We start from the raw sequence: 21,866 nt of genomic DNA on the forward strand, positions 1-21,866 counted from the left end.
TCGTCGAAGCCTTCGATGCCGAGCATTTCCTCCATTGGGACGTAGGCAACCTCTTCGAGCGAAGTGAAGCCTTCCTCGACCAGTACCTGCGCCAGTTCTTCATCGACATCCAGCTCTTCAATGAAATTGCGCAGAATATCGCCAGTCTCAGCCTGCTGCTTGGTCTGGATATCCGCCTCGGTCATTACGTTCAGCGTCCAGCCGGTCAACTGACTAGCGAGCCGCACGTTCTGACCACCGCGACCGATGGCTTGAGCCAGATTGTCTTCGCCGACAGCGATATCCATAGCATGGGCATCTTCATCGACGATGATGGCAGCGACTTCCGCCGGCGCCATTGCATTGATGACGAACTGGGCTGGATTCTCGTCCCAGAGCACGATATCGACGCGCTCGCCACCGATTTCGCCGGATACGGCCTGTACGCGCGAACCACGCATGCCAATACAAGCGCCTTGCGGATCGATACGCTTGTCCTTGGAACGAACGGCAATCTTAGCGCGCGAGCCTGGATCACGCGAAGCGCCCATCACTTCGATCAGACCTTCTGCGATTTCCGGCACTTCGATACGGAACAGCTCGATCAGCATCTGCGGCGCGGTGCGGGACAGAATGAGCTGCGGGCCGCGGTTTTCGGTACGGATTTCCTTGAGCAGCGCACGAACGCGAGCGCCGACCCGGAAGGTTTCGCGAGCGATGATATCTTCGCGGGCCAACAACGCTTCGGCATTGTTGCCCAGGTCGACGATGACGCTGTCACGGGTAACCTTCTTCACCGTGCCGGAGATGATCTCGCCCAGACGGTCCCGATACGCTTCGACCACCTGGGCACGCTCGGCCTCACGAACCTTCTGCACAATGACCTGCTTGGCAGTCTGCGCAGCGATACGACCGAATTCGATCGACTCGATTTTTTCTTCCAGGACGTCACCAACCTTGGCATCGGCTTCGCGAGCTTGAGGCATATCGACCGTCAGCTGATGAGCCGGATCGTCGAAATCCTCCTCCTCGATCACCGTCCAGCGGCGAAAGGTCTCGTAGCTACCGTTCTGCCGATTGATCTCAACCCGTAGATCCACCTCGTCCTCGAAGCGCTTCTTGGTAGCCGTGGCCAGAGCCAGCTCCAATGCCTCGAAAATCACACCGGCCGGTACGCCTTTTTCATTGGATACCGACTCCACAACCAGCAGTACTTCTTTGCTCATCGTACGCCTCGCCTTTCGCAATCCATTGGGGTCCGCGGGATCCGCGATTCACTCAAAACGGGGAATTATGTTGGTCTTGTCGATCATATCGATCGGCAACAGATACTCGTGATCATCTACCAGCACTACCACGTCCTGTTCTTCAACCCCGCGGAGAAGACCCTGGAAATTGCGCCGGCCCTCGAAGGGCGAGCGCAGCTTTATTTTGACCTGTTCGCCTACGTGCGCCGAGTACTGTTCAAGTGTGAACAAAGGTCGATCCATACCAGGCGAGGACACTTCAAGCGTGTAATCGGAACTGATCGGATCCTCGACGTCGAGAACACCGCTCAGCTGGCGGCTGACCTTCTCACAGTCGTCGACAAGAATCCCATTGGAGTGATCGATATAGACCCTCAACAAGGAATGCCGACCCTGCGAAATGAACTCGATGCCCCAGCATTGATAGCCGAGCGCCTCGACCACCGGGGCCAACAAGGCCTGCAACTGTTCTAGCTTGCTCGACATCGAAGTCCCTCGCGCATGCTGTACAAATGAAAAATGGGCGAAACGCCCATCCCTTATGATCGCCTGTAGATGCCGGCGATCTGGCTTGGAGCTAATAAAAAGCCCCTCGACAGGGGCTTCTCATTAACTGGTTGCGGGGGCTGGATTTGAACCAACGACCTTCGGGTTATGAGCCCGACGAGCTACCAGACTGCTCCACCCCGCGTCAAACTGGGCACGAATTATACGACCGCATCCAAAACAGGTCAACCCAAACACCTGAAAACAAGAAAGCCCGCATCTGCGGGCCTGCTTGTTTGGTACCGAGGAGGGGACTCGAACCCCTACAGCCTATGGCCACTACCACCTCAAGGTAGCGTGTCTACCAATTCCACCACCTCGGCAAAAACCTTACTTCTGCTCCTGAACCTGCGGCACATCATCTGGGCTAGGCGCGGACGGAGCAGATTCCAGGACCGGAACATCTTCAACCACCGGCTTGCTAACTGGAACTTCCAGTACTGCCGGATCCGGCAAACCCGCCTGCGACATCTGATCTGCCTGCTGCGTTGCAAAGAACGCCAACCCCAGACTCGTCACAAAAAAAACGCCAGCGAGTATAGCAGTAAAACGACTTAGAAAGGTAGAGGAACCTTGACTCCCGAAAACAGTTGCCGAAGCACCCGAACCGAAAGACGCACCAGCATCCGCCCCCTTGCCCTGCTGCAGCAACACCAGCACAACCACACCAATGGCAACCAGCAGATGCACCACAATCACAACAGTCTGCAACATCTGATCAGTTCCCTGCGGCACGACAGATCGCGCCGAAATCATTCGCTTTCAGAGAGGCACCACCGATAAGCCCCCCATCAATATCCGCCATCTCGAAAAGCTCGAAAGCATTCTCCGCCTTCACGCTGCCGCCGTAGAGAAGACGCACGCCATCAGCGATACGTTGATCCTCCAGCGCCAGCTGCCCTCGAATGGCCGCATGTACTTCCTGAGCCTGCTGCGGAGTCGCCGTGAGCCCGGAGCCTATCGCCCACACTGGCTCATATGCCACAACCGCTCGCTCGAAAGCAGCGATACCGGCATCAGTTATAATGCGAGCCAACTGACGCCCTACCACTTCTAACGTTTGTCCGGCCTGACGCTGTTCAAGCGTCTCCCCCAGACAAAGCACCGGAGTCATCCCACACTCCAATGCCGCCGCGAATTTTCTACTTACCACTTCGTCGCTCTCGCCCATTATCAGGCGTCGCTCAGAATGCCCAACCAGCACCCACTTGCAACCCACATCAGCCAACTGCGATGCGGATTCCTCACCGGTAAAGGCACCGAAGCCAGCTTGCGCTGCGCAGTCCTGGGCACCTACCGCGATCGCCTTGTCATTCAGATCACTCACCACCTGCGCTAAATGCAGACAGCTTGGAAATATCACTACTTCTACATCGGCAGGCATATCCTGCTGACGAAGCGCATCGATCAGCTCTGCGACGCTGGCGCGGGTACCGTTCATCTTCCAGTTACCAGCTACCAGTGGGCGACGCATGCTTTACCTCGTCGGTCAAAGTGGGCGCAGATGGTACTCAACGGCAACACACCTGGCAAGCGGGAATCATGCACAAACCTCAGCAACCACTTTGGCCAGCTCCTCGGCGTAGTTGCGAACCTGCTTTTCGTCGTCGCCTTCGACCATCACACGCACCAAAGGCTCGGTCCCAGATTTGCGCAACAATACACGCCCCCGACCAGCCATTCGCTCGGTGACACTGTCACAGACGGCTTGAACCTGGGGGTGCGAGATCGGATCGCGATCACCTGTGAAACGCACATTAATCAGAACCTGCGGACACTTGTTCCAGGCCAGTCGCTCTTGCGCCAGGTTTCGCCCCCGCCGCCTCAGAGCAAGCACGACCTGAAGCGCTGCGATGATGGCATCTCCGGTAGACACATGCTGGGCGCAGACAATGTGCCCTGAGTTTTCCCCGCCGATCACCCAGTTACGCTCTAGCATTTCCGCCATTACATAACGGTCGCCGACCTTCGCTCGTACGAAGGGTATATCACGTTCCTTCAGTGCCAGCTCGAGGCCCAGGTTACTCATCAGGGTGCCAACGACCCCACCTGCTAAGCACTCGCGCTCTTGCAAGTCGGTAGCAATGATATAGAGCAACTCGTCCCCATCCACTTGCGCACCAGTATGGTCGACCATCATCACTCGATCGCCGTCTCCATCGAAGGCGATACCGAGATCCGCGCCGTGCTCGACCACAGCTTTCTGCAATTGTGCGATGTGAGTCGACCCAACGTCGGCGTTGATATTCAGCCCGTCGGGCTGGGCAGCGATCACCACCACTTCTGATCCAAGCTCACGAAAGACGCTGGGGGCCACCTTGTAGGTCGCGCCGTGGGCGCAATCGAGCACAATCTTCATGCCGGAGAAGTCGGTACTGGTGGGAACGCTGCTTTTGCAGAATTCGATGTAGCGACCAGCAGCATCGTTGATGCGCGATGCTTTGCCGAGCTGCGCGGACTCCACGACTGTCATTGGCGTATCGAGCAACTCCTCTATCATCAACTCAACCTCATCCGGCAATTTCGTACCCCGTCCGGAGAAGAACTTGATGCCGTTGTCGTGGTGAGGATTGTGCGAGGCGCTGATCACGATACCTGCGTCAGCGTGGAAGGTACGGGTCAGATAGGCAACCGCAGGTGTAGGCATTGGACCGAGCAGCAGCACGTCGGCACCTGCCGCGGAAAGTCCGGCCTGCAACGCCGACTCGAACATATATCCGGATATGCGGGTGTCCTTGCCAATCAGAATGCGGCACTTGCCTTGCTTGCGAAACGCCATGCCGGCCGCCCACCCCAACTTAAGCATAAAGTCCGGGGTAATTGGAAATTGCCCCACATGGCCGCGTATGCCGTCAGTTCCAAAATACTTTCTAGCCATGACTAAATTCCTATCCCGCCGCTTGCACGGCGGCAACCATTCGAACCACATCAATCGTTTCGGCAACGTCATGCACACGCAGGATGCTGGCACCCTTGGCTACAGCAAGCGCGGCAAGCCCTAAACTCCCATAGAGACGATGCGCCACATCCCGCTCAAGCGTCTGTCCAATCATGCTTTTTCGCGAGACACCAACCAGCAACGGCCGCCCCAAAACATGAAGCTGCTCCATATGTTTGAACAGGCTGAGATTATGCGAGAGGGTCTTCGCGAAGCCAAACCCGGGATCGAGCACGATCCGCTCCGCAGGAATGCCCACGCTAATGCACACTTCCATGCGCTCGCGCAGGAAGCCCAACACGTCGGCAGCGACATCGTCGTAGCGCGGATCGTTCTGCATGTCGGCCGGCTCGCCCCGCATGTGCATCAAGCACACCGGAAGACCACTATCGGCCGCTGCGTCCAGTGCGCCGTCGCGGGAAAGCGAACGAACGTCATTGATCAGACCAGCGCCAAGACGTGCACTCTCGCGAATCACCGCCGGTGTCGAGGTATCCACCGAGATGACCACGTCGAGCTCGCGCGATATCGCTTCGACCACCGGAGCCACACGCTCCAGCTCTTCTAGCGGCGAAACGACACGTGCACCCGGGCGCGTCGACTCCCCGCCAATATCAACCAATGTCGCACCGGCAGACACCATCGCCTCAGCGTGACGCAACGCCGCATCGACGCCGACATGCCGACCTCCGTCAGAGAACGAATCAGGCGTGACATTAAGGATGCCCATGACATGTGGACGCGATAAATCAAGAACCCGGCTGCCACAAGACAGCCGGGTTGGGTGCAACATCTCAGTCATTTAAACGCCTTAGCTAGTGCTCGCCAGCGGGGCCACCGATTGGAGCCTGCGGGCGATCGCCTTCAGGCTGAGCGGGCGTTCCCGTTGGGCCTGAACCGTCCTGCCAATCGCGAGGCTCGCGCGGGGTCCGCCCCGCCATGATGTCGTCGATCTGGTCTGAGTCGATGGTTTCGTACTTCATCAACGTCTCGGCCATCACATCAAGCTTGTCGCGGTTGTCAGCCAGAATCTGCCTGGCCGTGTCATAGCAGTGATCGATGATGCTGCGTACCTCAAGGTCGATCAGCTTGGCTGTATCCCCGGAGACATTGGTGTGCTGACTGCCGGCACTGCGCCCAAGGAATACCTCGCCTTCTTCTTCGGCATACATCAGAGGACCGAGCTTTTCGGATAAGCCCCACTTGGTGACCATGTTACGGGCCAGCTGGGTAGCACGCATGATGTCATTCGATGCACCGGTCGTAACCCCATCAAAGCCAAGCGTCATTTCCTCGGCGATACGACCGCCGAACAAGGAGCAAATCTGACTGATCAAAGCACGCTTGGACAAGCTGTAGCGGTCTTCTTCGGGAAGGAACATCGTGACGCCAAGCGCCCGACCACGAGGAATGATCGAAACCTTGTAGACCGGATCATGCTCAGGAACGACGCGCCCAACAATGGCGTGACCCGCCTCGTGATAAGCCGTATTGAGGCGCTCTTTTTCGGACATGACCATGGACTTGCGCTCGGCGCCCATCATGATCTTGTCTTTGGCCAACTCGAACTCTTTCATTTCCACCAGACGCTTACCGGCGCGCGCGGCGAACAGCGAGGCTTCGTTGACCAGGTTGGCCAAATCGGCACCCGAGAAGCCAGGAGTACCACGAGCGATCAATGCCGGTTCGACACTGTCGCCGAGCGGAACCTTGCGCATATGAACTTTAAGAATCTGTTCGCGACCACGAATATCAGGCAATCCAACCACCACTTGGCGGTCAAAACGACCAGGGCGCAGCAATGCCGGATCGAGCACGTCCGGACGGTTGGTTGCAGCAATGACGATGATGCCGTCGTTCATTTCAAAGCCGTCCATCTCAACCAGCAGCTGGTTGAGCGTCTGCTCGCGCTCGTCATGACCACCACCCAGACCCGCGCCACGATGGCGACCGACGGCATCGATTTCGTCGATGAAAATGATGCACGGCGCGTGCTTCTTGGCCTGCTCGAACATGTCGCGCACACGGCTCGCGCCCACACCAACGAACATTTCGACGAAGTCGGAACCGGAAATGGTGAAGAACGGAACCTTGGCCTCGCCAGCGACTGCCTTAGCCAGCAGTGTCTTACCGGTACCTGGCGACCCCACCATCAGCACGCCGCGCGGAATACGGCCACCGAGGCGCTGGAACTTACCAGGATCGCGCAGGAACTCGACCAGCTCGGTTACTTCTTCCTTAGCCTCGTCGCAGCCGGCGACGTCGGCAAAAGTGGTCTTGACCTGATCCTCGGACAGCAAGCGCGCCTTGCTCTTGCCGAAGCTCATCGGCCCACCCTTGCCACCCGCTCCGCCCTGCATCTGACGCATGAAGAACATGAAGACCGCGATGATTACCAGGATCGGGAAACTGGCGACCAGCAACTGCGTCCAGATGCTCTGCTGCTCCGGCTGCTTGCCTTCGATCACCACATTGTTATTGATCAGATCGCCAATCAGGCCGTTGTCCTGAATTGCCGGGCGAATAGTCTTGAAAGTTTCACCATCACTGCGTTTACCGGTAATGACGAAGCCGTCGACGGTCACGCGCTCCACCCCACCTTCTTTCACCTGCTCGATGAAATCGGAATAGTTGAGCGTTTGGGGCTCGGTCGGGCTGGAAAAGTTGTTCATCACCGTCACCAGGACAGCGGCAATGATCAACCACAGAATCAGGTTTTTTGCCATGTCGTTCAATTCACTACCCTCTAGAGCGAGCTCGTTGTCGAGAGCTCGCATGACGGCCGATGGTTCGCTCTCGGCCTAACTTACTACACAACGTTACTAAACGGGCAGCTTGGTCTGTAACCCGATATGAAACATGCTAGCCCGTAATCCTGCAGTTGGCGCCAGCCGGAATTGTTATTAGACAGCTGGAACTGGGGCCGATGGACTACCCCTCGCCACGATAGCCACGCGCCAACAAGTACTGTTCGCGTGAGCGATCCCGTGAAGATAGAGGTTTGCGCATCTGCACCTTGTCGAAGTTCTGCCGCACGTCCTTCAGGTAGGCATCGAACCCCTCCCCCTGAAAGATCTTGATCAAAAAATCGCCACCGGGGCGCAATACACGCATCGCCAAATCCAATGCCAGCTCGCAGAGAAACATCGCGCGCGCCTGGTCAGCTACTTTCACCCCACTCATATTGGGGGCCATATCCGAAATCACAAGGTCGACTTGCGTATCACCGATGGCCTGGAGAATTTCTGCGAAGACCACCTCCTCGGTAAAGTCCCCGAGCACGAAGGTCACATCGGCAATGCTGTCCATCGGCAGGATGTCAGAGGCGATCAGCCGCCCACGGTCTCCGATGACGCGACTGGTTACCTGAGACCATCCACCCGGGGCCGCCCCCAGATCAACTACCGTCATGCCCGGCCGCAGGATCCGATCCTTTTCCTGGATTTCGAGCAGCTTGTAGCTCGCTCGTGAACGATAGCCATCGCGCTGCGCCATCTTCACATAGGGGTCATCGAAATGCTCTTTCAGCCAACGCGGGCTGGTCTTGGAACGTGCCAAGCTGATACCTCATCTGTGCGGCTCAGGGCGTGTCAGTTACACTAGCCGCCGTTTTCAAGAGTTCTGACGCAAGGGTCGAATTATGCCGCTCACCAATGAGCAGAAGAAACAGTACAAATCCATCGGCCACCACTTGAAGCCGGTGTTGATCGTATCCGAGAACGGGCTGACCGAAGGGGTGCAGGCCGAGCTGGATCGCGCCTTGAACGATCACGAACTGATCAAGGTACAGCTACGGATCACCGAGCGCGACGATCGCCATGCGGTGATGGAAGAACTCTGCAAGGTCGGCGGCTGCGAACTGGTTCAATCCATCGGCAAGATGGCCTTGGTCTATCGGAAAAATCCGAAGGTGAACAAGCAACTATCGAACGTGCATCGCTTTCAGGGCTAAGCCGCTTTCCGCCCGTATCGCCTTCCGCCTATCGCTCCCGCCCGGGAGCGACCTGCAGCACCAGCATCAGCCCGCAAAACCCCATCACCAAATAGCTGAAGACCAACCAGTACGCTGATTCGATGACGCCAGCGCGCACTACAAAATAGCTCGCCGCAAGCAACAGCACCGTCATTAGTAATTGACCACGCACATCCCGCCAAAGACTGCGAAAGCCTTTGGACTGGATCAGTACGACTGCCTGAAGCCCCACGCAGAACGCGGCAAGACCCACCAGCAATGGCCGAAGACTGGATGCGATCTCTTCGATCAGCAGCGGCGCCAAGCCAATTTTCGCCAGCGCTGGCAACATCACGAACTGCAGCAACCAAAGGCCGCCGACCCAGAACGTTTGGGCCAGCTGCCAGCTAATCACCCCGGCGCGCATGGGTTGGCGGTCAGATATGGCGAACCTCGACGATCTCATATTCCAACACACCGCTAGGCGTCTTCACCGTCACCACATCACCCTCCTCTTTACCCACCAGGGCGCGAGCGATAGGCGAGCTGACCGACAACTTGCCGCGCTTGATGTCGGACTCGTCGTCCCCAACGATCTGGTACGTCACGGTTTCATCCGTTTCGACGTTGGCGATGTCCACAGTCGTGCCGAAAATGACCTTACCGGTACGCGGAATGCTGGCAACATCGATGACTTGCGCGTTCTGCAGTCGGCCCTCGATGTCACGAATGCGCGCTTCGACCATACCCTGTTGTTCCCGGGCAGCATGGTATTCAGCATTCTCCTTAAGGTCCCCCAGCTCCCGCGCCTCGGCGATGGCCTGGGTAATCTGCGGACGCAGCTCGGTTTTCAGATGCTTGAGCTCCTCTTCCAGGGCGCGTGCGCCCTGGACAGTCATAGGGTATTTAGTCATGCCTTAATTCCTGCATGGAGGTCCTGCAAGCGGCGCACGGTCTTCTCAGGACCGAACCTGAGCGCCTCACAGATCGCCTGGCCACCCGCCAGGGTGGTGGTGCAGCAGATCTTATGTTGCAGAGCATTACGACGGATCGAGTAGGAGTCAGCGATGGACTGGCGCCCCTCGGTGGTATTGATGATCAAGGTGACTTCGTCATTCTTGATCATGTCGACGACATGCGGGCGACCCTCGGTCACCTTGTTCACCCGGCGCACCGGTAGTCCCGCGGCTTCGATGATCTTGGCGGTGCCGGCCGTACCAACCACCTCGAAACCGAGCTCGATGAGATCGCGCGCGACCTGAGCCACGTGAGGTTTGTCGTCGTCACGCACGCTGATGAAGGCGCAGCCGCTATTCGGCAGAATCTCGCTCGCGCCCAGCTGTGCCTTGGCGAAGGCCTCGGCGAAATTGTCACCAACTCCCATTACCTCGCCGGTGGACTTCATTTCCGGGCCAAGGATCGGGTCGACACCCGGGAACTTGGCGAACGGGAACACCGCCTCCTTGACACTGTAGAAGTTGGGGATGATTTCTTCGGTCAGCCCAACCTCTGCAAGCGTTTTGCCCGCCATCACCCGCGCGGCGATCATCGCCAGCGACACGCCAATGCATTTCGACACGAAAGGTACGGTACGCGACGCACGCGGATTCACTTCGATGACGAAGATATCCTCGCCCTGAACCGCCATCTGCACGTTCATCAGGCCGACCACGCCAAGCTCAAGAGCCATCTTCTTGACCTGATCACGGATCTCGTCCTGGATATGTGCGGGCAGGGAATACGGAGGCAGCGAACACGCCGAGTCACCGGAGTGCACACCCGCCTGTTCGATGTGCTGCATGATCGCGCCGATCACCACATGCTCGCCGTCGCACACCGCGTCGATATCGACCTCGATGGCGCAATTGAGGAAATGATCCAGCAGCACAGGGCTGTCATTGGAGACCTTGACCGCCTCGCGCATGTAGCGACGCAGCTCTTCTTCTTGGTAGACGATTTCCATCGCACGCCCGCCAAGCACGTAGGACGGACGCACCACCAGCGGGTAGCCAATGACCTTGGATGCGGCCAGCGCCTCTTCTTCGCTACGGGCAGTCGCGTTTGGCGGTTGGCGCAAATTGAGGCGCTCGACCATCTGCTGGAAGCGCTCGCGATCTTCGGCACGGTCGATAGCGTCAGGGCTGGTGCCGATGATCGGCACACCAGCTTCTTCCAGCGCACGAGCCAATTTTAGCGGGGTTTGGCCACCGTACTGAACGATCACGCCCTTGGGCTGCTCGACGCGGACGATTTCCAGCACGTCTTCCAGCGTCACCGGCTCGAAGTACAGACGATCCGATGTGTCGTAATCGGTCGAGACGGTTTCCGGGTTGCAGTTGACCATGATGGTCTCGTAACCGTCGTCGCGCATCGCCAGTGCCGCGTGCACGCAGCAATAGTCGAACTCGATGCCTTGGCCAATACGGTTAGGCCCACCGCCGAGGATCATGATCTTGTCGCGGCTCGACGGATTGGCTTCGCACTCTTCCTCGTAGGTCGAGTACATGTAGGCGGTGTCGGTGGCGAACTCAGCCGAACATGTATCGACGCGCTTGTAGACCGGCAACACCTTTAGCTTCTGGCGATGGTTGCGCAGGTTCTTCTCGGTCACGCCAAGCAACTTGGCCAGACGCGCATCGGAAAAGCCTTTGCGCTTGAGCTTGTACATCACATCGCGGTCGATGCTGGACAGGCCCATGGTCTTGATGCGTTCTTCGTCTTTGATCAGGTCCTCGATCTGCACCAGGAACCAGTGATCGATCTTGGTCAGCTGGAAGATTTCTTCCACGCTCATGCCCGCACGGAAGGCATCCCCTACGTACCAGATGCGGTCTGCGCCCGGTACAGTCAGCTCGCGCTTGAGTGTGCTGCTTGCGTCAGGATCGCCGGCCTCGATCTTCGGATCGAAACCAGCCACGCCCACTTCCAGGCCGCGCAGCGCCTTTTGCAGCGATTCTTGGAACGTCCGACCGATGGCCATGACTTCACCGACCGACTTCATCTGAGTGGTCAGACGAGCATCGGCCTTGGGGAATTTCTCGAAGGCAAAGCGCGGGATCTTGGTGACGACGTAGTCGATAGCCGGCTCAAACGAAGCCGGAGTACGACCGCCGGTAATGTCGTTTTGCAGCTCGTCGAGGGTGTAACCGACGGCCAGCTTGGCGGCGATCTTGGCAATCGGGAAACCCGTGGCCTTGGAAGCCAGAGCCGAGGAGCGCGACACGCGCGGGTTCATCTCGATTACCACCATGCGACCGGTGTTCGGGCAGATGCCGAACTGCACGTTGGAGCCACCGGTTTCTACGCCGATCTCACGCAGCACCGCCAGGGAGGCGTTGCGCATGATCTGATATTCCTTGTCGGTCAGGGTCTGTGCCGGGGCCACGGTGATGGAGTCACCAGTATGCACACCCATCGGGTCGAAGTTCTCGATGGCGCAGACGATGATGCAGTTGTCCTTCTTGTCACGGACCACCTCCATCTCGTATTCCTTCCAGCCGATCAGCGATTCGTCGATCAGCAGTTCGCTGGTTGGCGACAGGTCCAGACCGCGTGCGCAGATTTCCTCGAACTCTTCGCGGTTATAGGCGATGCCGCCACCGGTGCCGCCCATGGTGAAGGACGGCCGGATGATGCAGGGGAAGCCGACCTTGTCGAGTACGCCGTAGGCTTCATCCATGTTGTGCGCGATGCCGGAAACTGGGCAGGCCAAGCCGATGTCACGCATGGCCTTGTCGAAGCGCGAACGGTCTTCGGCCTTGTCGATGGTGTCGGCGTTGGCGCCGATCATCTCGACGCCGAATTTCTCCAGCACGCCGTGCTTTTCCAGATCCAGCGCGCAGTTCAGCGCGGTCTGGCCGCCCATGGTCGGCAACAACGCGTCAGGGCGCTCCTTCTCAATGATCTTGGCCACGGTGGCCCATTTGATCGGCTCGATGTAGGTGGCGTCGGCCATGGCCGGATCGGTCATGATGGTGGCCGGATTGGAATTCACCAGAATGACGCGGAAACCTTCCTCGCGCAGTGCCTTGCAGGCCTGGGCGCCGGAATAGTCGAACTCACAGGCCTGGCCGATGACGATGGGGCCAGCGCCGAGGATCAGGATGCTTTTGATATCTGTACGTTTTGGCATGTCTACTCTCGAATCCTTTGGTCAGTCGGCAGGCTTAACGGCGCTTGGCCATGGCTTCGATGAATCGGTCGAATAGCGGCGCTACGTCATGCGGGCCTGGGCTGGCCTCGGGGTGACCCTGGAAGCTGAAGGCCACCTTGTCGGTGCGCTCGATGCCTTGCAGGGTGCCGTCGAATAGCGACTTGTGCGTGGCGCGCAGGTTGCTCGGCAGACTGGCTTCGTCTACTGCAAAACCGTGGTTCTGGCTGGTGATCATCACCACGCCTGTGTCCAGGTCCTGTACCGGGTGGTTGGCACCGTGGTGACCATTGGGCATCTTCACCGTGGTCGCGCCGGAAGCCAGCGCCAGCAACTGATGACCCAGGCAGATGCCGAGTACCGGCGTATCGGTTTCCAGGATCTCCTGGATGGCCTTGATGGCGTAATCGCACGGCGCCGGATCGCCCGGACCGTTGGCCAGCAGGATACCATCGGGATTCAGCGCAAGCGCTTCGCTGGCAGGCGTCTGCGCTGGCAGGACGGTCAGACGGCATCCACGCGCAACCATCATGCGCAGGATGTTGTATTTCACGCCGTAATCGTAAACCACCACATGGTACGGCAGCTCGCTGGCCGGAATTTCCGCGTGCTGGTCGTTTTCCAGGCACCACACGCTGGAGCGCCATTCGTAGCGTTCCTTGACGCTGACTTCCTTGGCCAAGTCCATGCCCTTGAGGCCCGGAAAGCTCCGCGCCAGCTCCAGCGCCTTCTCTTCGGTCGCGTCTTCACCTGCCAGGATGCAGCCATCCTGGGCGCCCTTCTCGCGCAAGATGCGTGTCAGGCGGCGGGTATCGATACCGGCGATGGCAACAGTGCCGTTCTCCTTGAGGTAGTCAGGCAGCGACTGCTGGTTGCGCCAGTTGCTGGCCAGCAACGGCAGGTCGCGGATGACCAGGCCGGCAGCCCAGACTTTCCAGGACTCGGCATCGCCCGGGTTGGTCCCGGTGTTACCCACGTGCGGGTAAGTCAAGGTCACGATCTGCTTGGCGTAGGACGGGTCGGTGAGGATTTCCTGATAGCCGGTCATGGCGGTGTTGAACACCACCTCGCCGATGGTCTGACCATCGGCGCCGATGGATTCGCCGCGAAAAATGCTGCCATCGGCAAGGGCCAGAATGGCTGGCGTAGGGGCTGGCTTAGTCAAGAGACCTCCCAAAGATCAAGGCTGAAGCAGGCGCAGATTGTAAAAAAGCGGGATGACGTGTGAAGGTCATCCCGCTTTTTATTGGAGTCATTCTGCGCAACTTTTAGTGGACACACTAAAGCGGGAAGCTTACAGAAAACCCCTCTTGCGGTCCAGCCGCAATCCACCCGACGGCGAATCAGCGCAAGCCAAGCACGTCCTGCATGTCGTACAGCCCGGCCGGTTTTTCATCGAGCCACAGAGCCGCACGTACCGCACCCTTGGCGAAGGTCATGCGACTGGAGGCCTTGTGAGTGATCTCGACCCGCTCACCTTCGGCAGCGAACAGAACCGTGTGGTCGCCCACCACATCACCGGCGCGCACCGTGGCGAAGCCGATGGTGTCCCGCTCGCGCGCGCCGGTCTGGCCTTCGCGCCCATAGACCGCGACCTTGCGTAGATCGCGCCCCAGCGCCTCGGCAACCACCTCACCCATGCGCAGCGCAGTGCCGGATGGTGCATCGACCTTGTGCCGGTGATGCGCCTCGATGATCTCAATGTCAGCCTCGTCGCCCAGTACACGGGCCGCAGTATCGAGCAGCTTCAGGCAGAGGTTGACCCCAACGCTGAAGTTGGCAGCAAAGACAATGGGGATGTCCTTCGCAGCGGCAACCAGACGCTCCTTTTCAGCCTCGGAAAAACCGGTCGTACCGATCACCATCGCCTTGCCGGCACGCCGGCACACGTCCAGATTTTTCAAGGTAACCGAGGGATGGGTGAAGTCGATCAGCACGTCGAACTCATCCGCCACTTTGGCCACTTCGCCAATCAGCGGCACCCCCAAACGACCGATCGCCGCCAGTTCGCCGGCATCGGCGCCGACCAGCGTGCTATCCGGCCGATCGATCGCCGCAGTAAGTCCGGCGGCGCCAGCGGTCTGCTGCACCGCTTCGATCAGGGTCTTGCCCATGCGCCCAGCGGCGCCCATCACTGCAATACGTCGCATAACAAAGCTCCAAGCTGGAAAGCCTGAAGCTGAAAGCTGCTCCGGCGCGCTTCAGGCTCCCGGCTTCAAGCTTCCAGCTTCCGCTCAGACATCGCCGAAAAAGCGCTTCACACCCTCGAACCAGCCGCTGGCCTTGGGCGAATGAGAGGTGTCGCCCTGCAGCGTGCCGCGGAATTCCTCGAGCATTTCGCGCTGCCGCTTGCTCAGGTTGACCGGCGTTTCCACCGCAACCCGGCACAGCAGGTCGCCCGCCGCACCACCGCGCACCGGCGCCACACCCTTGCCGCGCAGGCGGAACTGCTTGCCGGTCTGGGTACCCTCGGGAATCTTCAGCTTGACCCGACCATCGAGGGTCGGCACTTCCAACTCGCCGCCCAACGCCGCGTCGGCGAAGCTGATCGGCACCTCGCAATAGAGATGCTTGCCGTCGCGCTGGAAGATTGCGTGCTCGCGCACGTTGACCACCACGTACAGATCACCCGCCGGGCCACCTTGAGTCCCGGCCTCGCCCTCGCCGGTCAGGCGAATGCGGTCACCCGTATCAACACCCGCCGGCACCTTCACCGACAGCGTCTTCTGCTCCTCAACACGCCCCTGGCCATGACAGCTGCCACAAGGGTCGGAGATCATCTTGCCACTGCCATGACAGCGTGGGCAGGTCTGCTGAACGGAGAAGAAGCCCTGCTGCATGCGGACCTGGCCGATGCCACCGCAGGTAGTACAGGTCACCGGACTGGTGCCCTTCTTGGCGCCGGAGCCATCGCAGGTCTTGCACTCGGCAAGCGTCGGCACGCGAATAGTCACGGTGGTGCCGCGCACGGCTTCTTCCAGATCCAGCTCGAGGGTGTAACGCAGATCGCTGCCGCGCTGGGCACCACCACGGGAGCTGCCGCGTGCACCGGTAAAGAAATCGCTGAACACGTCGCCGAAAATGTCGGAGAAATTGGCGCCGCCATAAGCCGCACCCGCACCGGCCCCCATCTGCGGATCGACACCGGCGTGGCCGTACTGATCGTAGGCCTGGCGCTTGCTGGCGTCCGAGAGCACTTCATATGCCTCGCTGGCTTCCTTGAAGCTCTCCTCGGCCGCCTTGTCCCCTGGATTGCGATCGGGGTGGTGTTTCATGGCGAGACGACGGTAAGCCTTTTTCAGCTCCGCCTCGCTGGCGCCACGCTCGACACCCAGCACTTCGTAATAATCACGTTTGGCCATAAATTTCCTGAACCTTCAAATTCGTACCCTCCAGACACGCCGACGCGGGAGCAAGCCCCCGCGCAGCGGTCAGGCCCGCCCGAACGCAGTCGGGACGGGCTGGAGCGGAAGTAAGCCAGGCTTACTTGTTGTCCTTGACCTCTTCGAACTCGGCATCGACCACGTCGTCACCAGGCTGCGCATTGTCACCGGCCGGCTGGCCTTCGCCACCCTGAGGCTGTTCGGCATACATTTTCTGCGCCAGGGGCGTAGAGGCCTGGGACACCGCAGCGATTTTCGCCTCGATCTCAGCCTTGTCGTCACCCTTGATAGCAACTTCCAACTCGGCAAGGGCCTTCTCGATGCTGACCTTGTCTTCCTCGGTGGCTTTGTCGCCAGCCTCGGTGATCATCTTGCGAGTCGCATGCACCAGTTGGTCACCCTGGTTGCGGGCACCGGCCAGCTCTTCGAACTTGCGGTCTTCCTCGGCGTTGGCCTCGGCGTCACGGACCATCTGCTCGATTTCTTCCTCGGACAGACCGGAGTTGGCCTTGATCACGATGGACTGATGCTTGCCGGTGGCCTTGTCCTTGGCGGACACGTGCAGGATGCCGTTGGCGTCGATGTCGAAGGTGACTTCGATCTGCGGCATGCCGCGTGGCGCCGGCGGAATCTCGGCCAGGTCGAAGCGACCCAGTGACTTGTTGCCGCTGGCCTGTTTGCGCTCGCCCTGCAGCACGTGGATGGTCACCGCGCTCTGGTTGTCGTCAGCGGTAGAGAACACCTGCGACTTCTTGGTCGGGATAGTGGTGTTCTTCTCGATCAGCGCGGTCATCACGCCGCCCATGGTTTCGATACCCAGGGTCAGCGGGGAGACGTCCAGCAGCAGCACGTCCTTGACGTCACCAGCCAGAACCGCGCCCTGAATGGCGGCGCCCATGGCCACGGCTTCGTCCGGGTTGACGTCCTTGCGCGCGTCCTTACCGAAGAATTCTGCAACCTTCTGCTGCACCAACGGCATGCGGGTCTGACCGCCGACCAGGATCACATCGTCGATCTTCGATACGTCGATACCGGCATCCTTCAGCGCGATGCGGCAAGGTTCGATGGTGCGCTGCACCAGATCCTCAACCAGCGCTTCGAGCTTGGCGCGGGATATCTTCACGTTCAGGTGCTTCGGACCGCTGGCATCGGCAGTGATGTACGGCAGGTTGACGTCGGTCTGCTGGCTGGAGGACAGCTCGATCTTGGCCTTCTCGGCAGCTTCCTTCAGGCGCTGCATGGCCAGCGGGTCGCCCTTGAGGTTCATGCCGCTTTCTTTCTTGAACTCGTCGACGAGGTAGTCGATCAGACGGATGTCGAAATCCTCACCACCGAGGAAGGTGTCGCCGTTGGTGGCCAACACTTCGAACTGGTGCTCGCCATCGACTTCGGCGATCTCGATCACCGATACATCGAAGGTACCGCCACCCAGGTCATAGACGATCACGGTGTGGTCGCCCTTGGCCTTGTCCATGCCGTAAGCCAGCGCAGCCGCAGTCGGCTCGTTGATGATGCGTTTGACGTCCAGACCGGCGATACGACCGGCATCCTTGGTGGCCTGACGCTGACTGTCGTTGAAGTAGGCCGGTACGGTAATCACCGCTTCAGTGACCGGCTCGCCGAGGTAGTCTTCGGCGGTCTTCTTCATCTTTTTGAGGATTTCCGCGGAAATCTGCGGCGGCGCCATTTTCTGACCGTTCACTTCCACCCAGGCGTCGCTGTTGTCAGCCTTGACGATCTTGTACGGGACCATCTGAATATCTTTCTGCACGACTTCTTCATCGAAGCGGCGGCCGATCAGACGCTTCACTGCGTACAGGGTGTTGTGTGGATTCGTCACCGCCTGACGCTTGGCAGACTGACCGACCAAGATCTCGCCGTCATTTGCGTACGCGATGATCGACGGCGTGGTACGACCGCCTTCAGCGTTCTCGATGACCTTGGCCTTGCCATTTTCCAGAATGGAGACGCAGGAGTTAGTGGTCCCCAGGTCGATACCGATGATTTTGCCCATTTATCTATCTCCGAAAATCTTGGATGAAATCCGCGCCTGTTTACCGGCTGCGGGTAACACAAAAACGCTTGGCTACCAGATGGGGGTCCGCAGCCGAAATTCAAGCCTTCTCGTCGATCGAAGGCGGGGTTTGCGCCGGCGCCTTGCTGACGACGACCATTGCCGGGCGCAGCAGGCGGCCATTGAGCAGATAGCCCTTCTGGAAGACCTTGAGCACGCTGCCAGGCTCGGCGTGGGTGCTTTCTTCCATCGCCATAGCTTGGTGGTGCTCGGGATTGAAGGGTTCGCCTTGCGGATCGAGCTGCGTCAGCTGATGGCGTGCCAGTGTGTCGAGCAGCAGTTTGAGCGTTAGCTCGAGACCTTCACGCACGGCCTTGACGGCCTCTTCATCTGGGCTCGACAGCTCGAGGCCGCGCTCCAGACTGTCAGCCACCGCCAGCAGATCACCCGAGAATTTTTCCAGTGCGAACTTGTGCGCTTTCTCCACGTCCTGCTCGGCGCGGCGGCGAATGTTCTGCAACTCGGCGGCAACCCGCAGAGACTGGTCCTGCGCCGCCGCCAGCTGCTCCTCGAGTGAATGCACGCGCGCGGCCAGATCCTCGGTCACCTCGGCTTGCAACTCCTCACTCTGTTCAGGGTTCTGGTTGTCCAGGTTCTGCTCGTCGGCCATGCGATCCTCCTCATCAAAACGTCAGCGGGCTGTCGAACCCGCGCTTGTGCCGCTATATGGGGGCACGGAATCCTGGTTCAAGGGGCGGCCAGCAAGCTAAACGCATGAGCGGCTCGGGCTGCATCGAGATGCTTTACCTTGTATTCCGTCTCGAGCTTGCAGTTTGCAGCTCGTCACTGCTTTTTTCTTCCTGCTTGAAGCCGCCTCAAAAACTACTGTATAAATAGCCAGCCACGCTTTCGGGAGCCCTGCCATGCTGGTTCATCTTTCCGTCCATAATTTCGCCATCGTCGAACATCTCGATCTCGAATTGCAGCGTGGTATGAGCGTGATCAGCGGGGAAACCGGCGCCGGCAAGTCGATCATGCTCGATGCCCTCGGGCTTACTCTGGGAGATCGCGCCGACAGCAGTGCGGTGCGCATCGGCGCGGACAAGGCCGACATCCTCGCTAGTTTCGATCTGGACGACATCCCCGATGCGCGCGCCTGGCTCGCCGAGCGCGATCTGGACAATGACGGCCCATGCATCCTGCGCCGCGTCATCACCGCCGAAGGCCGCTCGCGGGGCTACATCAACGGCACCCCCTGTCCGCAGGGCGACCTCAAGGCACTCGGCGAGCTGCTGATCGATATCCACAGCCAGCACGAACACCAGTCGCTGCTGAAAACCGATACCCACCGGCGCCTGCTCGACGAATACAGCGGCAGCCAGGAACTCGCGCGCCAGGTACAGCTGGCCGCACAGCGCTGGCGCCAGACCCGCCAGACACTCGAACGCCTGAGCAATAGCAGCGACGAGCAGCGCGCACGCCATCAGCTCCTCAGCTATCAGTTGGAAGAGCTGGAAAATCTCGCTCTCGGAGAAGGTGAACTGGAACAACTGGAGCAGGAGCACAAGAACCTGGCCAATGCCGAACAGCTACTCGGCGCGTGCCGCCAGGTCATGGACATGTGCAGCGAAAGCGATGCCGGCAACGTGCTGTCGGCGCTGACGGGCAGCCTGCAACGCCTATCCGCTTTCCAGAGCCAGCCCAGCGCACTGGCTGAAGCGGTGAATCTGCTGGCCAGCGCGCAGATCCAAGTCGAGGAAGCCATGGGCGAACTGAATCGTTTCGTCGATCATTTCGATGCCGACCCCGAGCGCCAGCAGACATTGGAAGAAAGGCTGGACAACATCTATACCCTGGCACGCAAGCACCGCGTACAACCAAGCGAACTGCCCCCCTTGCAGCAGCGCCTGCTGGAAGAACTCGAAAGCCTGAATGCTGATGACGAAGCGCTGGAGCGCCTGAGCGAGGAGCTGGCCGGCTACAGCCGTCACTATCAAGACAAGGCATCCGAGCTGAGCAACGCTCGCCGGCAAGCAGCCGAGACGCTCGCATCTTCGGTGGAGGCGGAAATCCAGCGCCTAGGTATGCCGGGTGGCAAGTTCAGCGTCGTGCTCAAGCCCTGCACTGAAGGCGAGCACCTTCCATACGGGCTGGAACAGGTGGAATTTCTCGTCAGTGCCAACCCTGGCCAGCCACTGCGTCCACTGGCGAAGGTCGCTTCCGGCGGCGAACTGTCGCGAATCAGTCTAGCGATCCAGGTGATCACCGCGCAGACTTCACGCGTACCGACACTGGTGTTCGACGAAGTCGATGTCGGCATCGGCGGCCCTACCGCTGAAGTGGTGGGCCAGCTGCTGCGCCGCCTCGGCGAACAAGGGCAGGTACTGACCGTTACCCACTTGCCCCAAGTTGCTGCCCAGGGGCATCACCACCTGTTCGTGCACAAAGCACGCGGCCAGAACGAGACCCATACGGCGGTCGCCGTGCTACAGGAAAGCGAGCGCGTCGACGAGATTGCACGCATGCTCGGCGGGGTCGACCTGACCGAGCAAGCGCTGGCCCATGCCCGCCAGATGATCAGTTCAGCCCAGGCGTAAACGGCCACAACGAAAAAGGCGACCGAAAGGTCGCCTTTTTTACGCAGCACTAATTATCACTCGGCCTTCTTGCGCACGTAGAGCACCAGATTGTGATCAACGAGCTCGTAGCCGTGGCGCTGGACGATCTCTTTTTGCAGCTTCTCGATGTCATGATCGAAGAATTCGATGACATCACCGCTATCGACGCAAACCATATGGTCATGGTGGCCACCGTCGGCTAGCTCGAATACCGCATGGCCGCCATCGAAATTGTGGCGAACCACCAACCCCGCCGCCTCGAATTGCGTGAGCACGCGATAAACCGTGGCCAGGCCGACATCTTCGCCCGCCTCCATCAGCGCTTTGTAGACATCTTCGGCACTCATATGACGCCGATCGGTGGTATCCAGCATCTGCAGAATTTTGACCCGTGGCAGGGTCACTTTGAGGCCGGCTTTGCGTAGTTCGCTATTTTCAACCATGGTTGGCTTTCTCGTTGCTGCTGTTTCGCAGCCTCCTTCAATACGGGTATGATCCAGGCTTTGCCCAGCCAAGATAGTGGAAGTCACCCACCGATGCAAAACGCCAAGCTCATGCTGTCCAGCCTCACGCTTGTGGGCCTGTTCGCACTCGCCGGTTGCTCATTCCCCGGGGTTTACAAGGTCGACATTCAACAGGGCAATGTCGTTACGCAGGACATGATAGACCAGTTGCGCCCCGGAATGACCCGGTCACAAGTGCGGTTTATCATGGGCAGCCCGCTTATCACCGATACCTTCAACGCCAGCCGCTGGGATTATCTGTACAGCATCCAGCCCGGCGGCGGGCAGCGCCAGCAGGAGCGCGTCAGCCTGGTCTTCAACGGCAACGATCAACTTGCAGGTCTGGCCGGTGATTTCATGCCAGGCGTCAGCCGTGACGAGGCAATCCTAGGCGGCCAGCCGACGACCGTCGAGCCCGCGGCAACCGGGGAAGAAAGCCCCGCGCCAGGCTCGCTGCTGGAGCAGATCCAGCGCGATGTCGACGCAGCCGAGCCGGTACCGGTGCCGATCCCGGAACCTCTGGAAACCAACTAAGC

The 21,866-nt window shown here is 59.4% G+C and carries 20 protein-coding genes and 2 tRNA genes; 3 read left to right on the forward strand and 19 right to left on the reverse strand.

Features of this window, described 5'->3' with window-relative positions; translation table 11 throughout:
• The 10 genes from nusA to rlmE form a co-directional block, all read right to left on the reverse strand.
• A partial coding sequence (gene nusA, locus NA645_RS18785; RefSeq protein WP_256050215.1) for a transcription termination factor NusA occupies positions 1-1,205 on the reverse strand: 1,205 nt, incomplete at its 3' end.
• A 48-nt stretch (positions 1,206-1,253) separates the two neighbouring features.
• Positions 1,254-1,712, reverse strand: a complete 459-nt coding sequence (rimP, locus tag NA645_RS18790) for a ribosome maturation factor RimP (protein WP_256050216.1) — start codon at positions 1,710-1,712, stop codon at positions 1,254-1,256.
• Between the two features lie 128 nt (positions 1,713-1,840).
• Positions 1,841-1,917: transfer RNA gene (locus NA645_RS18795), tRNA-Met, on the reverse strand.
• Between the two features lie 92 nt (positions 1,918-2,009).
• A tRNA-Leu gene (locus NA645_RS18800) sits at positions 2,010-2,095 on the reverse strand.
• A gap of 7 nt (positions 2,096-2,102) precedes the next feature.
• The gene (gene secG / locus NA645_RS18805) at positions 2,103-2,486 is read right to left on the reverse strand and encodes a preprotein translocase subunit SecG (protein WP_256050217.1); all 384 of its coding nucleotides are present in this window, start codon (positions 2,484-2,486) and stop codon (positions 2,103-2,105) included.
• Between the two features lie 4 nt (positions 2,487-2,490).
• On the reverse strand, positions 2,491-3,246 hold the full coding sequence (tpiA, locus tag NA645_RS18810; protein ID WP_256050218.1) for a triose-phosphate isomerase: 756 nt from the start codon (positions 3,244-3,246) through the stop codon (positions 2,491-2,493).
• A gap of 66 nt (positions 3,247-3,312) precedes the next feature.
• Positions 3,313-4,650, reverse strand: coding sequence for a phosphoglucosamine mutase (glmM, locus tag NA645_RS18815; protein ID WP_256050219.1), 1,338 nt, complete (start codon positions 4,648-4,650; stop codon positions 3,313-3,315).
• 10 nt (positions 4,651-4,660) lie between these two features.
• Complete coding sequence (gene folP, locus NA645_RS18820) at positions 4,661-5,512, reverse strand: dihydropteroate synthase (RefSeq protein WP_256050220.1); 852 nt, start codon at positions 5,510-5,512, stop codon at positions 4,661-4,663.
• Between the two features lie 13 nt (positions 5,513-5,525).
• The gene (gene ftsH / locus NA645_RS18825; protein WP_256050221.1) at positions 5,526-7,436 is read right to left on the reverse strand and encodes an ATP-dependent zinc metalloprotease FtsH; all 1,911 of its coding nucleotides are present in this window, start codon (positions 7,434-7,436) and stop codon (positions 5,526-5,528) included.
• 205 nt (positions 7,437-7,641) lie between these two features.
• A complete protein-coding gene (gene rlmE, locus NA645_RS18830) occupies positions 7,642-8,268 on the reverse strand; it encodes a 23S rRNA (uridine(2552)-2'-O)-methyltransferase RlmE (RefSeq protein WP_256050222.1) in 627 nt (208 codons plus the stop codon).
• A gap of 82 nt (positions 8,269-8,350) precedes the next feature.
• Here rlmE and yhbY point away from each other — a divergent pair, with 82 nt between their 5' ends.
• A complete protein-coding gene (gene yhbY / locus NA645_RS18835) occupies positions 8,351-8,662 on the forward strand; it encodes a ribosome assembly RNA-binding protein YhbY (RefSeq protein WP_256050223.1) in 312 nt (103 codons plus the stop codon).
• Between the two features lie 28 nt (positions 8,663-8,690).
• Here the strand turns inward: yhbY and NA645_RS18840 are convergent, their stop codons facing one another.
• The 8 genes from NA645_RS18840 to grpE form a co-directional block, all read right to left on the reverse strand.
• Entirely contained in the window at positions 8,691-9,128 is a 438-nt protein-coding gene (locus tag NA645_RS18840) for a DUF4149 domain-containing protein (protein WP_256050224.1), read from the reverse strand.
• Positions 9,100-9,576, reverse strand: coding sequence for a transcription elongation factor GreA (gene greA, locus NA645_RS18845; RefSeq protein ID WP_256050225.1), 477 nt, complete (start codon positions 9,574-9,576; stop codon positions 9,100-9,102). The genes NA645_RS18840 and greA overlap by 29 nt, the downstream gene beginning before the upstream one ends.
• A complete protein-coding gene (carB, locus tag NA645_RS18850) occupies positions 9,573-12,794 on the reverse strand; it encodes a carbamoyl-phosphate synthase large subunit (protein ID WP_256050226.1) in 3,222 nt (1,073 codons plus the stop codon). The genes greA and carB overlap by 4 nt, the downstream gene beginning before the upstream one ends.
• Positions 12,795-12,828: 34 nt before the next feature.
• Positions 12,829-13,977, reverse strand: a complete 1,149-nt coding sequence (carA, locus tag NA645_RS18855; RefSeq protein WP_256050227.1) for a glutamine-hydrolyzing carbamoyl-phosphate synthase small subunit — start codon at positions 13,975-13,977, stop codon at positions 12,829-12,831.
• A 178-nt stretch (positions 13,978-14,155) separates the two neighbouring features.
• Positions 14,156-14,962, reverse strand: a complete 807-nt coding sequence (dapB, locus tag NA645_RS18860; RefSeq protein ID WP_256050228.1) for a 4-hydroxy-tetrahydrodipicolinate reductase — start codon at positions 14,960-14,962, stop codon at positions 14,156-14,158.
• 84 nt (positions 14,963-15,046) lie between these two features.
• Positions 15,047-16,174: a molecular chaperone DnaJ gene (dnaJ, locus tag NA645_RS18865; RefSeq protein ID WP_256050229.1), complete on the reverse strand. Its 1,128-nt coding sequence runs from the start codon at positions 16,172-16,174 to the stop codon at positions 15,047-15,049.
• Between the two features lie 121 nt (positions 16,175-16,295).
• Positions 16,296-18,209: a molecular chaperone DnaK gene (gene dnaK / locus NA645_RS18870; RefSeq protein WP_256050230.1), complete on the reverse strand. Its 1,914-nt coding sequence runs from the start codon at positions 18,207-18,209 to the stop codon at positions 16,296-16,298.
• A 100-nt stretch (positions 18,210-18,309) separates the two neighbouring features.
• Positions 18,310-18,879 (reverse strand): nucleotide exchange factor GrpE, encoded by a 570-nt coding sequence (grpE, locus tag NA645_RS18875; protein WP_256050231.1) that lies wholly within the window; start codon positions 18,877-18,879, stop codon positions 18,310-18,312.
• A 253-nt stretch (positions 18,880-19,132) separates the two neighbouring features.
• Here grpE and recN point away from each other — a divergent pair, with 253 nt between their 5' ends.
• Positions 19,133-20,806, forward strand: a complete 1,674-nt coding sequence (gene recN, locus NA645_RS18880; RefSeq protein ID WP_256050232.1) for a DNA repair protein RecN — start codon at positions 19,133-19,135, stop codon at positions 20,804-20,806.
• A 56-nt stretch (positions 20,807-20,862) separates the two neighbouring features.
• Here the strand turns inward: recN and fur are convergent, their stop codons facing one another.
• Positions 20,863-21,270 (reverse strand): ferric iron uptake transcriptional regulator, encoded by a 408-nt coding sequence (gene fur, locus NA645_RS18885; protein WP_131650799.1) that lies wholly within the window; start codon positions 21,268-21,270, stop codon positions 20,863-20,865.
• 93 nt (positions 21,271-21,363) lie between these two features.
• Between fur and NA645_RS18890 the strand changes: the two genes are divergently transcribed.
• Positions 21,364-21,864, forward strand: coding sequence for an outer membrane protein assembly factor BamE (locus NA645_RS18890; protein ID WP_131650800.1), 501 nt, complete (start codon positions 21,364-21,366; stop codon positions 21,862-21,864).
• Positions 21,865-21,866 lie beyond the last annotated feature (2 nt).

Origin of the sequence: Stutzerimonas stutzeri, assembly GCF_024448955.1 — a bacterium.
Lineage (GTDB): Bacteria > Pseudomonadota > Gammaproteobacteria > Pseudomonadales > Pseudomonadaceae > Stutzerimonas > Stutzerimonas stutzeri_AQ.